The organism is Polynucleobacter acidiphobus, assembly GCF_003065385.1.
GTDB lineage: Bacteria > Pseudomonadota > Gammaproteobacteria > Burkholderiales > Burkholderiaceae > Polynucleobacter > Polynucleobacter acidiphobus.
The window spans coordinates 1,109,632-1,126,169 of the sequence record NZ_CP023277.1 but is presented as its reverse complement, the minus strand read 5'-3'; the positions used below and the strand labels follow the sequence as shown (position 1 = coordinate 1,126,169).

The window sequence follows — 16,538 nt, the reverse complement described above, 5'->3', positions numbered from 1 at the left end:
AAGCCCGTACCACTCTTACGAATCTGCTAGGCAACAGGTGACCATTCTTTATTTTTGTGTCGGCTTAGTGTTTCTGATTATTGGTGCTAATTGCTTAATACGTGGGGCTAGTCGCATCGCATCTTTTTTTGGTATTACGCCTCTTGTGATTGGGCTGACAATTGTTGCCTTTGGTACCAGTGCACCAGAACTTGCAGTTTCTGCCAAAGCAGCTCTTTCGGGCGTGACCGATTTAGCAGTTGGCAATGTTGTGGGAAGCAACATTTTTAATATCCTATTTATTCTTGGATCGTCTGCACTCATTGCGCCGTTGATTGTGCATTACCAAATTATTCGCCAAGAGATACCTATTCTGATTGGACTCAATACATTATTGTTTGCCTTCATCATTGATGAGGCTCTTACAATGCCAGAGGCATTATTGTTACTGACCTTGCTCGCTAGCTACACCATATTTTTGATTTGGCAGTCTAAAAAAGAATCAACTCAGGCGCAAGATATGTATGCCAAAGAGCTCGCGATTAGGAGTCCAGTTAAGAAAGATTCAAGTCTATGGATGAGTATTTTTCTTGTAGTAGCGGGACTATTTCTTTTGGTACTTGGATCGGATTGGTTTGTCAATGCATCGATCGCGATTGCCAAAGCGATTGGCGTGAGCGATATCGTGATTGGTTTAACGATTGTGGCTGCAGGAACGTCAATGCCTGAGGTGGCGACATCGATCATCGCCGCCCTTAAAGGCGAGCGTGATATTGCGGTTGGCAATGTGATTGGCAGCAATATCTTCAACATCCTCGGCTGTCTTGGAGTGATTGGTATTTTGGCTCCTTCAGGCATACAAGTTCCTCCCTCGGTTGTGAACTTTGATCTTTGGGTCATGCTGGCCGTTTCCCTAGCCTGTATCCCCATTTTTGTATCTGGTCGGCAAATTGCCCGCTGGGAGGGTGGCTTATTTATCTTCTACTATTGCGCATATGTAACTTATCTCGTGTTGGCCTCTAAAGAGCATGATGCTCTACCAACTTATTCCGCAACCATGCTAAGTTTTGTATTGCCACTAACAATCGTCACATTAATGGTCATGATGCTTGGAAAATCCTCCAAAGATTCTGGTTAGTGGCGACAGTCTTTAACCTCCGAGGCTCTGAGCCAGCCATGCATAGAATGGAATGCCGATCAAGATATTGATGGGGAAGGTGATGCCAATGGATAGGCCAAAATAGATCGAGGGATTTGCTTCTGGTATCGCATAGCGGAGTACTGCTGGAACCACAATATATGATGCGCTTGCAGACAGAACCATGAGTAAGATGGTGTCTGCTAATGAAATTTCAAAAAGTAGACAAAGGCCCAGTGCTAAAGAGGCATGAACAAATGGGCTAATCGAGGCATAGCCAATTAGGGTCAGAGAGTTGCTCCTAGCCTCCTTAAAATTGTTGGCGACCATCAGGCCCATATCTAAGAGGAAGAAGGCTAGCATACCCTTAAAGAGATCGCCTGAGAATGGCTGCATTACTGTTCTCCCAGCCTCACCACTGAAGTATCCTACCGCCATTGACCCAAGTAATAATAAGTGTGCCCCATCAGTAAAGGATTCATGCAAGATGCCCTTCAGAGAAAGCCCTTGAGTGCCCTGGGTTGATTGGCTTTGATGACGCAGCATATTAGCTAATAAGACCGCCATGATAATCGCTGGCGATTCCATTATTACTAATGCAATCGCCATGTAAGCATTTGGATTGAGCTGACTTTGCTCCATATACTGAATCGCCGTCACAAAGGTCACCGCACTGACTGATCCATAAGATGCCGCAATTGCTGCCGCATCAAACTTCGCAATCCGCTCCTTTAAGAACCAATAACCCAGTACTGGAACAATAAATGCCATGGCTAGAGCAACCAGGAGACTGAAGGCAATTTCTGTATTAAGCCCGGTTTTTGCTAGAGCAAATCCACCTTTTAGGCCCAATGCCATCAGTAGGTAGAGCGAGAGGAATTTAGCAATTGAGCGCGGGATCTCTAAGTTCGAACGAATTAGGCCAGCAAAGCAGCCAAAGACAAAAAACAAGATAGCAGGGTCAAACAGGTTTTGCATGATTTCTCCAAATGTGAGGAAATCATAAGCAGCAGTATTTATAAAGTAAAATCAATTATTAAATATTTATATATAGATAAATATCTATGAATGTTAGTTTTCGTCAACTTCGATTATTTCTTGCTTTAGTGGAAACAGGTAGCGTGACCGGTGCCGCCGCACGTTCCTATGTAACCCAACCAACCGCTTCCATGCAATTAAAGGAACTGAGTGAAAACATTGGCGAACCTTTGTTTGAAGTGATCTCAAAGAAAGTTCATCTAACAGCTGCTGGAGAGCAATTGGCTAAATCAGCACAGGCCATGATGGATGAGTGGCAAAGCTTTGAACAAGAGATGGCGCTCATGAAAGGCCTAACCAAGGGTCGACTTAGGGTGGCAGCAGTGAGTACTGCCAAGTACTTTATCCCTCAAATGCTAGGCGATTTTTACAAACAGCATCCAGATATTGAGATTGCCTTTGAGGTACTCAATCGTGATGGGGTGGTGCAGCGTCTCGAGCGCAATCAGGATGATCTCTACATTATGTCAATGCCGCCATCGCATCTTGAGATTGATGATGCGATCTTTATGTCAAACCCGATTGCTATTATTGCGGCAAAGAATCACCCATTAACCAAACGACGGGACTTGGAGTTAAAAGATCTCAAGCAGGAGAAGTTTGTAATGCGAGAGCGGGGCTCTGGAACGCGTATGACAGTTGATGCGTATTTCCGAAAGAAGCATTTTTTTCCCAATATTCGGTTGGAGCTTGGAACAAATGAGGCAGTACGAAATTCAGTAGCAGCAAACTTAGGAATTGCCGCATTATCGATGCATTCTCTTGGGGATAGCATCAATCGAGAGATTGCGATCTTAAAGCTTAGGGACTTTCCATTGATCTCGCATTGGCATATTGTGACGCTAAAGGGTAAAAAGTTATCTCCACTGGCTGAATCATTTAAAGCCCATCTTGGAAACTATGCCAAACAAAAATAACTAACTTATTTAGCGCTAGCTTGATGGCTTAGAGCAGGGCGCCGCGTGCTGCTAGGGGCCAGATGGCCTCAACCCGATCTCCACGAATCGCAATTAACTCATCGTAGAGATTAACGGTTGGGTCACAGTGACCGGGCACGAGCATCACATAGTCACCAAGCTTGAGGGTGCTATCGGGCGTAAGCTCTAGAACCCCATGCTCATCGGAGGCCTTCAGGTATTTGGCATCGGTGCGCTGCCAAACCACCGGCATCCCAGAGTCAACACTCGATGCTTTCAAGCCGGCATCGACCACTGCGCGATTAGCACTAGGGTGACTGAGGACTGCGGTCTTCACAAACAAGGCATGCTCAAAGGCCAGGTCGCTGGGATCGCGTTGATTAGTTGCGTAATCACGGTCCATCAAGATATAAGACCCCGCTTGCACTTCATTAAACAGTTTGGAGTGACTCTCGAGCATGACCGAGCCAGTACCCGCACCCGATATCCGCTCCACCGCAATCCCCACCCCCTCAATCGCTGCCTTAGCCGCCGCCGCTTTGGCGCACACCGCTGCAATGGCTTGTTGGCGCTCTTCGGGTAGTCGATAGTGCTGAGCACTACCGTGATAGCACTGTAGACCCATAAAGTTTAAGTAGGGTGCAGCATCAATTTGTTGGGCCATTGCGACCGCACGCTCAATCGATGCCACGCCGCAGCGACCCATCCCCACATCAATTTCAAGATAGACATCAATTGATACTTGACGCTCTGCGCTAGCACGTGTGAATGCACTAATTTGATCTTCATGGTCCACGAGCACCCCAATACGTGCCCGCGCAGCTAGGTCAAGCGCATGTGCTACTTTTTTCTCACCCACCACTTGATTGGTAATCAAGATATCCGATACACCCGCATCGACAAAGACTGCTGCCTCACTGACCTTCTGACAACAAATGCCTACTGCACCCAACTCAATTTGACGTAATGCGATCTCAGGGCATTTATGGCTCTTGGCATGAGGACGTAAGCGCACACCCGCCTCATTGACGGCATTCTGCAAGCGCTTCATATTGCGCTCAAACGCATCAAGGTCCAGAACTAAAGCTGGAGTATCAATCTGATCAATATGATCGCCTACGCGTGCCGCTTTCCAGGGTGCCATGTCTCTCTATTCTTTATCAAATCGCATTCACTGAAACGCGTGATGCGTTATGAGGCCATTCTAGAGCACATTACCCAAACATTTTCTTGCCAGCCACCCAGGTTTGTGAGGCTTTAATGGCGCCCACCTTCTCTGGGCTGGTCGTGAATGGATCACCATCTAAGAGGGTGAGATCAGCATCTTTGCCTACCTCTAAAGTGCCCAAGGATTCTCCTAAACCAATCTGCCGTGCGGCATGCATGCTAATCGCACGCATCGCATGCTGAATATCCACGCGTTGATCAGCGCCAATGATGGATTTATCGACAACGCACTGTCGCATCAACTGAATCTCCACATGCCGCATGGGATTGAGCGGCATACCAGCCGCCGGGTTATCAGAGTGAACCGTATAGTTGAGTTTTGCCTTGGCGGCCGCACCAAAGGGCACCATGAAATTGGCTCTGGGGTTACCAAAAATCTGATCGCGGTAGGCATTACCGTACAGGTAGATGAAGTCGGTCATAAAACTGGGTTCATAACCAAGGCGCTTCATCCGATCGATCTGGTCTTGCCTTGCCATCGTAGCGTGCTCGACGCGGATGAGGCCGGCCGATGGATTGGCACCATATACCGCTTCTAATGCATTGAGGTATTGCTCGATGGCCGCATCGCCTTGGCAATGAGCAAGCATGGTCCAGCCAGCCGCTTTGGCATTCTTGCAAATCTCGACCATTTGCTCGGATTTATATCCTCCCGTTCCACGACGGTTGGTATTGAGATAAGGCTTGGTTTGCCATGCGGTCTCGGCTTGATTGGATCCATCGGACCAGACCTTCATGCCATAGAGCGAGAACCGACTATTCGGAATCACGCGGGCTTTGTGCGAAGGGCCTAGGCTCGCAAACGGCTTACTATGCTCGACATCGACACTACTAAAGCTCGCACTTAAACGAATTGGTAAGACATTGGATAGTTTGGCGAGACCCTCAATCCATTCGGGCTTCACAGTCCCTGGCTCGTGCAAAGCCGTAAAACCAGCTGCTGCAGCCTTATTGGCATATGCGATGACTGCTTTTTCTAGAACCTCAGGAGTTGGCTTGGCTATCGCATGGTCCAGCACTTTCATGAGGGCAGGCTGGTTATAAATCATGCCATTGAGCTTGCCATTGGCTCCTCGACCAAAAAATCCACCGCCTGGCAGAGGTCCAATACTTTCGGTTACCCCAGCTTTGGAAAAAGCCAAGCTATTGGCAGCGCCCACGTGCCCGTTGACATAGATGATGTAGATGGGGTGGGTTTTGGAGATAGCATCCAGTTCTGTGAGCGACCAATCGCCACCTTGGAGCAAGTTATCGTAGAAGCCAAACACCAGCCATTGACCAGCGGGCGTGCTAGCTACTCTCGATTTGATCATGGCGGCGACATCGGCCTTGGTTTTGTATTGAGCAAAACCAGCATTGATCAGCAATAAATCAAAGAGACTACTAAGAACCGTGTGATTGTGGGGATCAATCAAGCCCGGCACTAGGGTGCGGCCCTGAAGGTCGACAACCGTAGTGGATGCACTTGCAGTGCGCATCACATCCGAAACCGATCCCAAACTCCGAATTTTGCCGCCACCAATGGCAAGTGCCTCAACCCGTTTGTTATCACCGGCGATTGGATAAATGGGGCCATTGCGAAAAATGACCTCAATGGCTTGATTGCTTTGAGCTAGCGAGGATGCGGTATAGGTCGCAGCGCTCGAGGCGAGTAGGGCGCTGGAATACTTTAAGAATTGGCGCCGATCACCGGAAATGCCCGAGGTGAGATGTTCGGAGATGACTGTGGAAATACACCATTGGCACATACATATAACCTTTACTAATAGAGTGCTCGATACAACTTGAAAAAAAGTTTGACTATTTTTTTGTCTAATATAATTTACATTTTTAACCCATCATTAAAAAACATGATTTTTATAAAATCAATCTCTTACAATCTTTTTCGTCGCCCCTTCCATGCAATGTTGGCAACCCTCTGCCTCCTGGGGTTCGGTACAGTATCCGCAAATACCGATAATCCGATTCCTGCCGTTGCTGATCAATGGCGCTTTGAGGTAACTCCTTACCTATGGGCTCCAGGAATCAAAGGCACGATGGATTTTGACAATGGTCTGGCCCGATCGGCTGACTTCAGTTCGAGCAATGTATTAAGCAATCTCAAGTCTGGCGGCATGATCGCTGCAGAAGCGCACTATGGTAAATGGGGAATCATGGGCGATCTCGTTTCTGCAACATTGCAAAACTCAGGCTCGATTCCAGTCGCAGGAGGAGCTGCCACTGTTGCTGACAAAATTACTTTACAACAAACTATTTTGACCGGTGCAGCAACTTATACCTTTGTGAATACCAAGAATACGTACATGGATGGATTGCTCGGTGTTCGTGCGATTGATGTGACCGCAACATTAAATGTTAACTTAGTAGGCACTCCTGATAAGGAGACTATTTCAAAGACAACGTCAACCGTTGATCCGATTATTGGTGCCAAAGGTCGTTATCGTATTGCTGACTCAAGCTGGTATGTCCCGTTTTATGGCGATATTGGTAGCGGTGGCGGCACTACCAATGTCACATGGCAAGCCATGGTGGGCGTTGGTAAATCCTTTGGCAAATTAATTGATGCCTCATTGACCTATCGCGCCTTGTACTACGACATGAAAGCCGGCGGTGTATTGCAAAAGACCACCATGCAAGGCCCACAGCTTGCGATTACCTTTAAATTCTGATTCCTGAGACCAATTTATGAATACCAAAAAAATGATTAGCGCTATCCTCGTATCGGGAGCATTGTCAGGTACCGCAATCGCGCAACAGGCCGCATCTAGTCCATCGGCTGCTCCAGCAAAAGGAATTGACACGGTTGACATTGCTAAAAAATTAGCAAACCCCATTGCAAACATGATCTCGGTGCAAACTCAGTATCAGTACAGTCGTGGGGTGGGCATCAATCAAGCTGGCTCGGAGCAAAGTTTATTATTCCAGCCGGTCATCCCATTTGATTTGGGTGGTGGAGATACCTTCATTGTGCGACCCATTGTGGCCGGCGTTCGTGAAATCAATGTCCAGGGACCGAGTGGCTCGCCATTTACGGGTTCTGGTATTGCCAGCGTGACTGTTGAATCCTTTTATGCACCAAATACTAATTCCTCGTGGATTTGGGGCGTTGGTCCTTATGCTATTTCACCTTCTGGTAATAGCGGCAAGTTTGGTTCGCAACAGACTGGATTGGGTGTGACCGGGGTAGTGCTTAATCGCAAAGGCCCTTGGACTTATGGCTTACTCGCCTACCAATCCTGGGAAGTGGGTGGCAATCCCACCTTCGGTACTCAAAACAATTTATATGGCCAACCCTTTATTGCTTACACCAACAAAGAAGCCTGGACCTTCAGTACCAATATGGAAGCGCTCTATAACTATGACACCCGTCGCACCTCCAACCCCCTCTATGCTGGAGTATCGAAAGTGGCAGTCATCGGCGGCTTGCCATTCTCGTTTGGAGCGGGTCCAATGTACTACGTCAGTAATACACCAGGCGGCCCATCTGGCTGGGGTGCGAGAGCAACGGTGACGCTGATTATTCTGAAGTAATCCATGTTGTTTATCGATAGCACATTTTTTTAGAATGTGTACCTTCCATCTTATGAAGCAATTACTCCCAATTCTCCTCAGTGTCACCATCATTTTTGGAAGTGCATCGGCACTGGCCGACAACAAAGCCATTGCAGTCGATGAGATGGCAGGGTATCTTGACTTCGTGGATTACGGTGGCGGCGTTATCTTTGCCGAGCAGATTCCTGCCGAAGAATATAAAAAGATGCTCATCATTGATGCTCGCGATCGGACTCAGTTCGAGAAGGGTCGTATACCCGGAGCTATCAATATCGAGTGGCGCCGGGTACTTGCCCAAAAGAATCAGATCCCCAAAGACAAAACGGTATTGATTTATTGCAATACTGGAAGCCTCTCCGCACAGGCTGGGTTCGCTTTACGTGTTGCCGGATATGAAAACGTCCGAATCTTGCAGGGTGGCTTTGAAGAGTGGAAGGCCAAAGGGGGCTTGGATGCCAACAAAAATGCATTGCGTCGACAAACCAAAAACTAGAGCACTCTTTAACTCATGATCGTTATCATCGAGATTAATGATCAATTCTTAACCATCTAAATACCTACTACTGCCATGCAACGTCGAACCTTTCTAAAAACATCTGCCTTGGCTGCGCCTGCTGTCGCAAGTACTTCCTACCTATCTCCACTCCATGCTCAACAACCTCCCCCTGAGGGCTTGGCGCAGAAAGCTGAACAGATCTCAGAGAAGATCTTTGGTAACGACGGTTTGTCGATTCCGATTGCGACGACACCAAAGGTTTCTCCCTTAGCCAAAGGTCTGGATCGTACGATGGTGTTGGGTGGTGGCGGGGAGTATTACATCGCCTGGTACTGTGGATTCTTTCACGGTCTGTTGGAAGCTGGTCTTGATATGGCCGGCTTGCCTCAAATGGTGGTGGGAACCTCGGCTGGTTCCTATATGGGTTCATCGCTGTTATCAGGACACTTCAAACGCCTACGTACTGAAATGGATTTCTTTGGTGAGTTTCCCAAGATCTTTGCCAAACTTGCACCAACGACCAACCCCAATGCGAGTCAGCTCAGAGCCATGGAAATTAACATGAGTGCGACCGATGGCAGCATTGAAACGAGGCAAGTGATTGGTCGAGCTGCACTAGCAGCAGACAATCGTTTGAATGGCTCCCGTGTTGAAGCACTCGCAGCATTACTCACCGGCGATAGTAAGACCGATTGGCCAACACCCAAAATGTTCACATCCTCCATTGATTGCTATACCGGTGAACGGTTGATTATTGGCCAAGCCAGTGCTCGAAAGAATAAGATTCCCTTAGCTCACGCCGTCGCAGCAAGCAGCTCGCTCCCAGGAATCGTGGGACCTACCTTACTGGGTCAGCGCTACGGCATGGACGGTGGCATGTGCTCTAATCCAGCGCATGTTGATGTGGTCGCCGGATCAAAACGTGCTCTGGTGATTACTCTCACCGATGGTGTAACTGGCCCCATTCTGACGAAGATTCCGCATCCGATGGCACAAAACATCAAAGATATTGAGAGTGTGGGCACGAAAGTGAAATGGATTGTAGCGGGAGCACCAGACGGAATTAATCTAACAGACCCCCGTCAAATCCAACCTGCTCTGAGAGCAGGGTATGAGCGGGCAAAGAGGGAAGCAGCTCAAATTAAGGCTTTTTGGGCCTAAGATAATCAAAAAATGTACTTAAGAGTTGCCTAGTGGCCGAAGGGATTTTGCAGAGTCGGATGCCAGGTTAGCTAGCTTGACTGCCTCAGCTGCTGCTTCAGCCGCACGTTTTGTTGCTGAGGCTGCCTCAGCTGATGCCTGAAGTGATGAGGCCTCTGCCTGATGGGCAACGGCCGCAGCTGCTGCTGCTGCAGCCGAGGATGCTGCCGCCGCCGCTTGAATCGCCGCCTCTGCCGAGAACTTGGCAGCCTCGGCCGCCGCTTCAGCCGCAGCAATGACTGATTGACTAGCCGCCTCACGAGCTGCATTTGCACAGCGCTCAGTTGCTCCTTTGGCATTTTCGGCTGCTAAGCAGGCTTTTTTGGCAGCCTCAGCGGCACTGCTGGTTAGTTCCTTTAAGGAAGCGAGTGCTTTGGTATAGCGCTCATTGACAATCATGTAACCCTTGCGTAGGTTAATGATCTCGGTCTCATGTGCCACTAATTTGGCATAAATCTTTTCAATATCGTCGTTCATTGTTTCGCTACCATTCCTAAAAAGGGAAAATCAGTTCAGCCATAAAGTAGCGGTAAAAATAATTGGGGCCCAAAAAGCCTGCTGACTTACCGTATCCTGCTTTTGTTCGAAAGAATACATCATTCGCATTGACAGGGCTCGTGAGCGCTAATTCATAGAGTTGCGTAGTGGTACTGGGACCTTGATCAATACTTTGTTGTCCTACGCCAGCAGTGCCATTGACCATCCAGCCTTGGATGCGTTTGCGCATCCCCAAGGCCACCATGGATTCGTTATAACTATCTGGGTTGAAGTAGTTGTTTGCAACACTGGTATTGGTATCGCGATACTGGCGGTAACGCAACTGGGCCGTAATGCCGTAATCAGGAATCAGATCGTAAATGATTCTGGCACGCAGGGTGGGGCGGGTATTGGTGTCTGAAAAATAGAGATTACCCCCGAACAATACAATGCTCAGCCGCTCCATCACTTGCTGTTCAATACTAACTCCACCCATGGTGTAGTAAATGCCATTAATCAGAGAGTTTTGGGTTTCTACTCGATCCCGAAACACCATGATCTCTGCCCGTGTAGTGTCAGTCAGCATGGTGGAGTAATTGCTATCAGTCGTCAGCAATTTATAGCCACCCTCCAAGTTATAGCCAAGATTGAGGTTATAACCGAGGCCGTTGCGTGGATTAATTTTGTTGGTTACTAACGTATATTGCTCGGCAGTAGAGTTCCAATTACTTTGACTAAAGTAATTGTGTTGGTATTGCAGTCCAGTGTAGTTGTCGGCGTTTTGATATAGCGGGTAGATACTAGCCTTGTATTTATGGGTCAAGAAGCCCTCGCTATCAGACGACACATACACCTCTGGTATTGATACGGCATGCTTTGGCGTTAAACCGGCTTCTTGCGCACTTACCTGTGCTGTCATGAGCAATAGGATTAATCCACTAAGTAGTCTGATCATTTGGTGCCCCAGTGCTTACGAAGATTAAAAATTTCGCTGACGTAGCCCCAAACACAGGCCGGTTGCAACACCATGCCATAGGCCAATACATAGAAGACGAACCCAAGATAATTTTTTCGGATATGCAAATTTTCTTGAACAAACATGGCTTTGCCGCGGTTGTACATCACAATATTGAGCAGAAATGCCATCGGAATGAGGGCAATGGTCATTGGCCCCACGATCCAGTAGATACCGAAGCCAGCAAGGATTAATCCTGGGATAAAGCCGAAGGTGTAGGCCACATCAATGATTGGGAAGAGGGTGTTCCACCAAATGTAAATCGTACTTTTCTGTGCTTTAAAAAGAATGGGCCAATTTTCTTTAAAGGATTCGATCAAGCCACGCGACCAACGCCGGCGTTGATTCACAAATTTCATTAAGGTATTGGGACAGGTTGTGAATGCACAGGCATTCTCGGCATGCCCTACGCGGTAGCCTGCAAGCAATATTTTCCAAGTCAGCACAATATCTTCGCCCACCTTATCGGGCCAGCCTCCAAGGGCCTCAACAGTCTTACGGTCATAGAGCGAAAAAGCACCTTGAGCAACCAAGGTTCCCTGAAATAGCGATTGAACGCGTTTTATCGAGGCGATCCCCAAAAAGTAATCCCACTCCTGTGCTTTAGTAATCCAGTTCTCTCGCGAGTTCCGAATCAGGATTTCGCCGGCGACTGCGCGAGTGTTGGTCGGATCAGATAAGTAGCGTCCCACCAAATGGCGTAATGCATCTTTTAGCAAGTAGGAGTCCGCATCAATTGTGATCACAATATCGGTCGTGCACTTTTTTAGCCCATGATTAAGTGCATTGGCTTTCCCCCCATTCTTTTGCAAATCAATCAACTGGAGCTGGGGATGATCAGGTATCAACTGACGAACGATAGAAGCCGTGCCATCTCGAGAGCCATCATTAATCACAATCACATGGACTGTATTGGGATAGTCCTCTTGAAAAATACTCTCTAGTGTCGTTGCAATGTCAGAAGCCTCGTTATAGGCCGCAATCAAAATTGAAATAGGCGGGTAGTGCTCTCCCCGTAAATTAGGCGGGCGCTTGTCAAGCAGTAAGGAGCTAATCACAAACGCATTCATGTAGCCCGGAATAATGGCAATAAATGAGATAAAGAAAATAGCGAGTGGCCAGCCAATCACTTGAGAAAGATCGTGGTACCACGGTAGTGATAACCAAATCGAGATTACCATCCAGACAAGCGCTGCCGTGAGGCAGATCACGTATTTGGCTTTAATTGTTTGATAAGCCATGAATTCAGGGTAACAGACTGATGTGGGTCTGGATATCAAAGCTTGACTGAATTACGCATGTATGGCGATTTTGATTGACTTATCCATCGAAACTCAAGCTTTCAAGCGTATCATTGACTTTCAATCCTATGAATAGGCGGCTAAGTTTTGGAAAGCCTTAATGATCTGCAGAAGCAAAACTGGGCACTCCTCGCGCATGCGACGGCATCCTCTGCCTTGGTACGCTCTCACAACCGGGACGAGCTCATCGAAGGTGTTTGTAGTGCAATCGTTAATCAACCACCTTACATATTGGCCTGGGTTGGTCTAGCGATTCATGACGATCTAAAAACCGTTCAGGTAATTGGTGCGCACGGCGTAGCAGCTGATTATGCTAGAAATATCGATGTTAAATGGTCGCCTAATACATCAGCCGGTCGCGGACCAACGGGAGAATGCATTCAAACGAGTTCGCCCGTCCTAATTTCAGATTCTGAGAATGACCCGCGCTTTTTACCTTGGCGGGAGAACTCTAAATCATATGGTATTCGGTCAGTCATTGCAGTGCCGATTAAGGACCACGAACCCCAAGCAATTGGTGCGCTTACGGTCTACGCTAATTTGCCGAATGCGTTTGGTGAAATTGAGGTTCAGTTATTTAAGAGTTTGGCTCAGGAAATCGGCTTTGGGCTGGGAGCCATTGAAAAGCAACGCGTGCTTGATGAAGAAATCATGAAGCGCGAACGATTAAATGCGCAATTAGTTGATTCCTTGAATGCAACGATTGAGGCTATGTCTAAAACCATGGAGTGGCGTGATCCTTATACAGCCGGGCACCAAAAAAGGGTTGCTGTTCTATCGCAAGCAATAGCCCAAAAGATAGGCTGGAGTGAGGAGAAAATTAAAGGCTTATATCTTGCTGCGTTAGTGCATGATATGGGAAAAATTGCGACGCCATCTGAGATATTAACCAAGCCGTCCAAACTCAGTGATGCTGAAATGGCATTAATTCATGAGCATCCTCAAACCGGGTACGACATCCTCAAAGATATTCCATTTACCTGGCCGATCGCGCAAGCGGTATATCAGCACCATGAGCGTCTTGACGGGAGTGGCTACCCGAATCGGCTTGTTGGCGATGCCATCATTCCAGAAGCCAGAATCTTGGCCGTAGCCGATACGATTGAAGCGATGAGCTACCATCGACCCTATCGACCCGCGTTGGGCTTGGAGCGAGCCTTAGAGCAAATCAAAGCAGATGCAGGAATTGGTTTGGATTCTCAGGTTGTCAATGCAGCCTGCACCATTTTGGATGATGCAACATTTCGTCAATTAATGATGGCTGATGATGAGTGAGTTCATTGTTATTAGTTTGTATGCTGTATCTCTGATTTTTCAAATCAGCGCATTTTATTTGTCTTATCAACTCTTTCGTCGCGCAGGCGCATATCGATTACCTTGTTTATTTTTAATGCTGGGTTTTCTTACGATTGCATTACGTCAAATGAATCTTTTAATCAATGCGATTGGGGACAGCGATCCAAATCAACTTGACGCCTTAATTACTCTAATAACTTCTAGCTTATTCGTGCTGGGAATACATTATCTTATTCGGGCATTTTCCAGCATTGAAATTCAAAGTGACATTTTTGAGCATGATGCAAAGGTCGATACGATGACCGGTGTATTTCGTCGTCAGGAAACTTTTAATCGCTTACAACAAGAGATCAGTCGAAGTTTTCGTAATCGTCAACCACTAGCACTTATTATGATTGATATTGACCATTTCAAGTTTGTGAATGATCGTTATGGGCATTTAGTCGGAAATGTAGTGCTAAAAAATTTAGCTATATCCTGTCAGCAAGAATTACGAAATATTGATATTCTCGGACGAGTTGGGGGGGAGGAGTTCTTAGTTGTTTTGCCTAATACGCATGAGGATGCGGCTCTAGCGATTGCAGAGCGTCTACGAATTCAGATTCAGAATTGTGTTGTTGCGCAGATTGACAATGAGCCAATTCGAATTACGATTAGCTGTGGTGTCGCTATTTTTAAACCAGAGAGCGAGTTAGATTTAGTTCATCCTGCCTTAGCAGATAAATATTTTCAGCAAGCTGATTTAGCAATGTACCAGGCTAAGCAGGGAGGCCGAAACCAAAGCGTAGTTTGGGCGGATTCCAAAAGCGTCTAGGTCTAATGGCGATCGGTATTTTTACTAGTTTAAATAAACTTGTAATACTATAAAAATATCGTATATCAAACTGCGTAAGTAGTTCTGAAAAAATTATTACAGGAAGATCCAATGACCTTGATTAAAAAAATACTCACCATTGTTCTATTAAGCTCAGCCTCTTTAACCTTTGCCAAAGGCAATGCCGACACCATTTTTTATGGTGGCCCAATTGTGACCGTTAACCAGAAAAACGATGAGGTCCAGGCCTTGGCAGTTCAGGGTGGAAAGATTGTGGCGGTGGGCAACAAAGATGCGGTCACGAAAGATTGGCAATCTAAAACGACGCAGTTGGTGGATCTCAAGGGTCAAACCTTAATGCCCGGATTTGTGGAACCTCACGTGCATATCATGATCACCTCGGTATTTGAGGGTCTCGGACTGAATCTGAGTAACTTTAATTTGCCTTACGATACCAAAGAGACCTTGATCGCCAAAATGAAAGCGCATCTGAAGAATGTACCCAAGGGCGGCTGGTTATTTGGCTTTGGTGTGGATCCATCACGCACCTCACCCTTTATGGCGGAACTCAATGCCGATGACCTTGACAAGGTATCGAAAGATGTACCGATTTTCATCGTCAATCAATCTGGACATATTGGCTACGTAAACCGCAAGGCCTTTGAGCTTGCTGGCGTAACTGATAAAACCCCAAACCCAAAGGGTGGCGGTATTTATGTGAAAGATGCTAATGGCAAGTTAACCGGTAAGTTAGTGGAGCCACCATCGTATTTGCCATTCATGGCCAAAATGCCCAATCCCACCGAGGCAGAGTTGATCGGCGCTATCTTAGGGACCATGCGCAAAATGGCATCGGTTGGCGTGACCACTGCCTCAGAGATGAGTGTGGGTGGTAATTTTGGGGTTGATAAAGAAATCGCTATTTATAAAGGCCTCTTTGCTAAAAATCTTTCTCCGATTCGGGTTCGTGGTTATCTATTTAGTGAGGCGATGCCCCCAGGTTATAAAACCATTAAGTCAAATGAGGGCGATGATCGCTTGCGATTCATTGGGATTAAATACATCTCCGACGGCTCAACCCAAGGCTTAACCGCCGCGCTGCGCGAGCCCTATACCTATCCCAAGGGAAGTTCTTGGAGTGGTGCGCTCAATTACAAAGATGACGAGATTTATCAATCGATGAAGTCATACTTTGATCAAGGTTGGCAGATCTCCACCCATTCCAATGGTGATAAGGCAATTGATCAAACCTTAAAAAGTTACACCAAGCTCTTGGCCGGGAACTCCAAGCCGCAAGATCGACGCCTGCGGATTGAGCACTTCACAGTGAATCATCCAGCACAAGTGCAACAAACCGTGAAATTGGGCGTGATTCCTAGCTTTACGATTGGCCACGTCGATTATTGGGGCTCGGCTTTTTACAATCAGATTATTGGCGCAGATCGCGCCAAGCGGATTGACCCCGCTGGGGAGATTAAGCGTGCTGGTGGTAAGTTCACCTTACACAGCGACACCCCAGTCTCTAATGTTGGCCCACTGAACTACATTACTGAGTCGGTCACCCGGATGTGGCAGTTACCTCCCAGCAAAGCTTTAGGCCCAGATCAAGCAATCTCAGTCGATGATGCCATTCGGGCGATTACGATTGATGCGGCTTATCAGATCTTTGCCGACCAATTGGTTGGTAGCTTAGAGGTTGGAAAGCAGGCCGATTTAGTGATCCTAGAAAAGAACCCACGTAAAACCAAGCCTGAAGAGATTCGTAATATTAAGGTCATGTCGACCTGGATCGATGGCAAGCAGGTCAGTTTGAAGTAATCACATAAGGATCGTGTTCATGAAGAAAGCCGCATTCTCTTTAATTATGCTTGCAGCCCTTGGTACGACATTCGCTCAAGAATCAAGAACTGATCGCGAGATTGATGAGCGCTTTGCAGCTGCCGATAAAAATAAGGATGGCAAGTTGACCTTAGAGGAAGCAAAAGCTGGAATGCCAAGAGTTGCAGCCAACTTCCAGCGCATTGATACCCAGAAGAAGGGCTATGTAACCGCCGCAGAAATTATGGCAATGGCTGATCGTTAATTTTT

16 protein-coding genes are annotated in these 16,538 nt (G+C 47.1%); 10 read left to right on the top strand and 6 right to left on the bottom strand.

Going from position 1 to position 16,538, the window contains the following annotated elements; genetic code table 11:
* Positions 1-37: 37 nt before the first annotated feature.
* Positions 38-1,117 (top strand): calcium/sodium antiporter, encoded by a 1,080-nt coding sequence (locus AOC32_RS06030; protein WP_108508607.1) that lies wholly within the window; start codon positions 38-40, stop codon positions 1,115-1,117.
* Between the two features lie 12 nt (positions 1,118-1,129).
* Here AOC32_RS06030 and AOC32_RS06025 read toward each other — a convergent pair whose 3' ends face one another.
* Positions 1,130-2,095, bottom strand: a complete 966-nt coding sequence (locus AOC32_RS06025; protein WP_108508606.1) for a sodium-dependent bicarbonate transport family permease — start codon at positions 2,093-2,095, stop codon at positions 1,130-1,132.
* An 86-nt stretch (positions 2,096-2,181) separates the two neighbouring features.
* On the opposite strand from AOC32_RS06025, the gene AOC32_RS06020 reads away from it, so the two are divergent.
* A complete protein-coding gene (locus AOC32_RS06020; protein WP_108508605.1) occupies positions 2,182-3,072 on the top strand; it encodes a LysR family transcriptional regulator in 891 nt (296 codons plus the stop codon).
* A 28-nt stretch (positions 3,073-3,100) separates the two neighbouring features.
* Here AOC32_RS06020 and AOC32_RS06015 read toward each other — a convergent pair whose 3' ends face one another.
* Together AOC32_RS06015 and AOC32_RS06010 are read right to left on the bottom strand one after the other, a co-directional pair.
* On the bottom strand, positions 3,101-4,216 hold the full coding sequence (locus AOC32_RS06015; RefSeq protein WP_108508604.1) for a DSD1 family PLP-dependent enzyme: 1,116 nt from the start codon (positions 4,214-4,216) through the stop codon (positions 3,101-3,103).
* Between the two features lie 70 nt (positions 4,217-4,286).
* Complete coding sequence (locus tag AOC32_RS06010; RefSeq protein WP_108508603.1) at positions 4,287-6,047, bottom strand: amidohydrolase; 1,761 nt, start codon at positions 6,045-6,047, stop codon at positions 4,287-4,289.
* 156 nt (positions 6,048-6,203) lie between these two features.
* On the opposite strand from AOC32_RS06010, the gene AOC32_RS06005 reads away from it, so the two are divergent.
* From AOC32_RS06005 to AOC32_RS05990, 4 genes are all read left to right on the top strand, one after another.
* Positions 6,204-6,968 (top strand): hypothetical protein, encoded by a 765-nt coding sequence (locus AOC32_RS06005; RefSeq protein ID WP_108509365.1) that lies wholly within the window; start codon positions 6,204-6,206, stop codon positions 6,966-6,968.
* Between the two features lie 16 nt (positions 6,969-6,984).
* Positions 6,985-7,830: a hypothetical protein gene (locus tag AOC32_RS06000; RefSeq protein WP_108508602.1), complete on the top strand. Its 846-nt coding sequence runs from the start codon at positions 6,985-6,987 to the stop codon at positions 7,828-7,830.
* 52 nt (positions 7,831-7,882) lie between these two features.
* A complete protein-coding gene (locus AOC32_RS05995) occupies positions 7,883-8,344 on the top strand; it encodes a rhodanese-like domain-containing protein (protein WP_108508601.1) in 462 nt (153 codons plus the stop codon).
* Between the two features lie 75 nt (positions 8,345-8,419).
* A complete protein-coding gene (locus AOC32_RS05990) occupies positions 8,420-9,508 on the top strand; it encodes a patatin-like phospholipase family protein (protein ID WP_108508600.1) in 1,089 nt (362 codons plus the stop codon).
* 18 nt (positions 9,509-9,526) lie between these two features.
* Here the strand turns inward: AOC32_RS05990 and AOC32_RS05985 are convergent, their stop codons facing one another.
* The 3 genes from AOC32_RS05985 to AOC32_RS05975 are packed head-to-tail and all read right to left on the bottom strand — an operon-like array spanning position 9,527 to position 12,280.
* Positions 9,527-10,024, bottom strand: a complete 498-nt coding sequence (locus tag AOC32_RS05985; protein WP_108508599.1) for a hypothetical protein — start codon at positions 10,022-10,024, stop codon at positions 9,527-9,529.
* Positions 10,025-10,040: 16 nt separating this feature from the next.
* Complete coding sequence (locus AOC32_RS05980; protein WP_159074907.1) at positions 10,041-10,979, bottom strand: hypothetical protein; 939 nt, start codon at positions 10,977-10,979, stop codon at positions 10,041-10,043.
* Complete coding sequence (locus tag AOC32_RS05975) at positions 10,976-12,280, bottom strand: glycosyltransferase (RefSeq protein WP_108508597.1); 1,305 nt, start codon at positions 12,278-12,280, stop codon at positions 10,976-10,978. The genes AOC32_RS05980 and AOC32_RS05975 overlap by 4 nt, the downstream gene beginning before the upstream one ends.
* Positions 12,281-12,427: 147 nt before the next feature.
* On the opposite strand from AOC32_RS05975, the gene AOC32_RS05970 reads away from it, so the two are divergent.
* From AOC32_RS05970 to AOC32_RS05955, 4 genes are all read left to right on the top strand, one after another.
* Positions 12,428-13,615, top strand: coding sequence for an HD domain-containing phosphohydrolase (locus tag AOC32_RS05970; RefSeq protein ID WP_234409708.1), 1,188 nt, complete (start codon positions 12,428-12,430; stop codon positions 13,613-13,615).
* Positions 13,605-14,450, top strand: a complete 846-nt coding sequence (locus AOC32_RS05965; RefSeq protein WP_108508596.1) for a GGDEF domain-containing protein — start codon at positions 13,605-13,607, stop codon at positions 14,448-14,450. Before AOC32_RS05970 ends, AOC32_RS05965 begins: the two co-directional genes overlap by 11 nt.
* Before the next feature lie 111 nt (positions 14,451-14,561).
* Positions 14,562-16,268, top strand: coding sequence for an amidohydrolase (locus AOC32_RS05960; protein WP_108508595.1), 1,707 nt, complete (start codon positions 14,562-14,564; stop codon positions 16,266-16,268).
* Between the two features lie 19 nt (positions 16,269-16,287).
* On the top strand, positions 16,288-16,533 hold the full coding sequence (locus tag AOC32_RS05955; protein WP_108508594.1) for an EF-hand domain-containing protein: 246 nt from the start codon (positions 16,288-16,290) through the stop codon (positions 16,531-16,533).
* Positions 16,534-16,538: the final 5 nt, after the last annotated feature.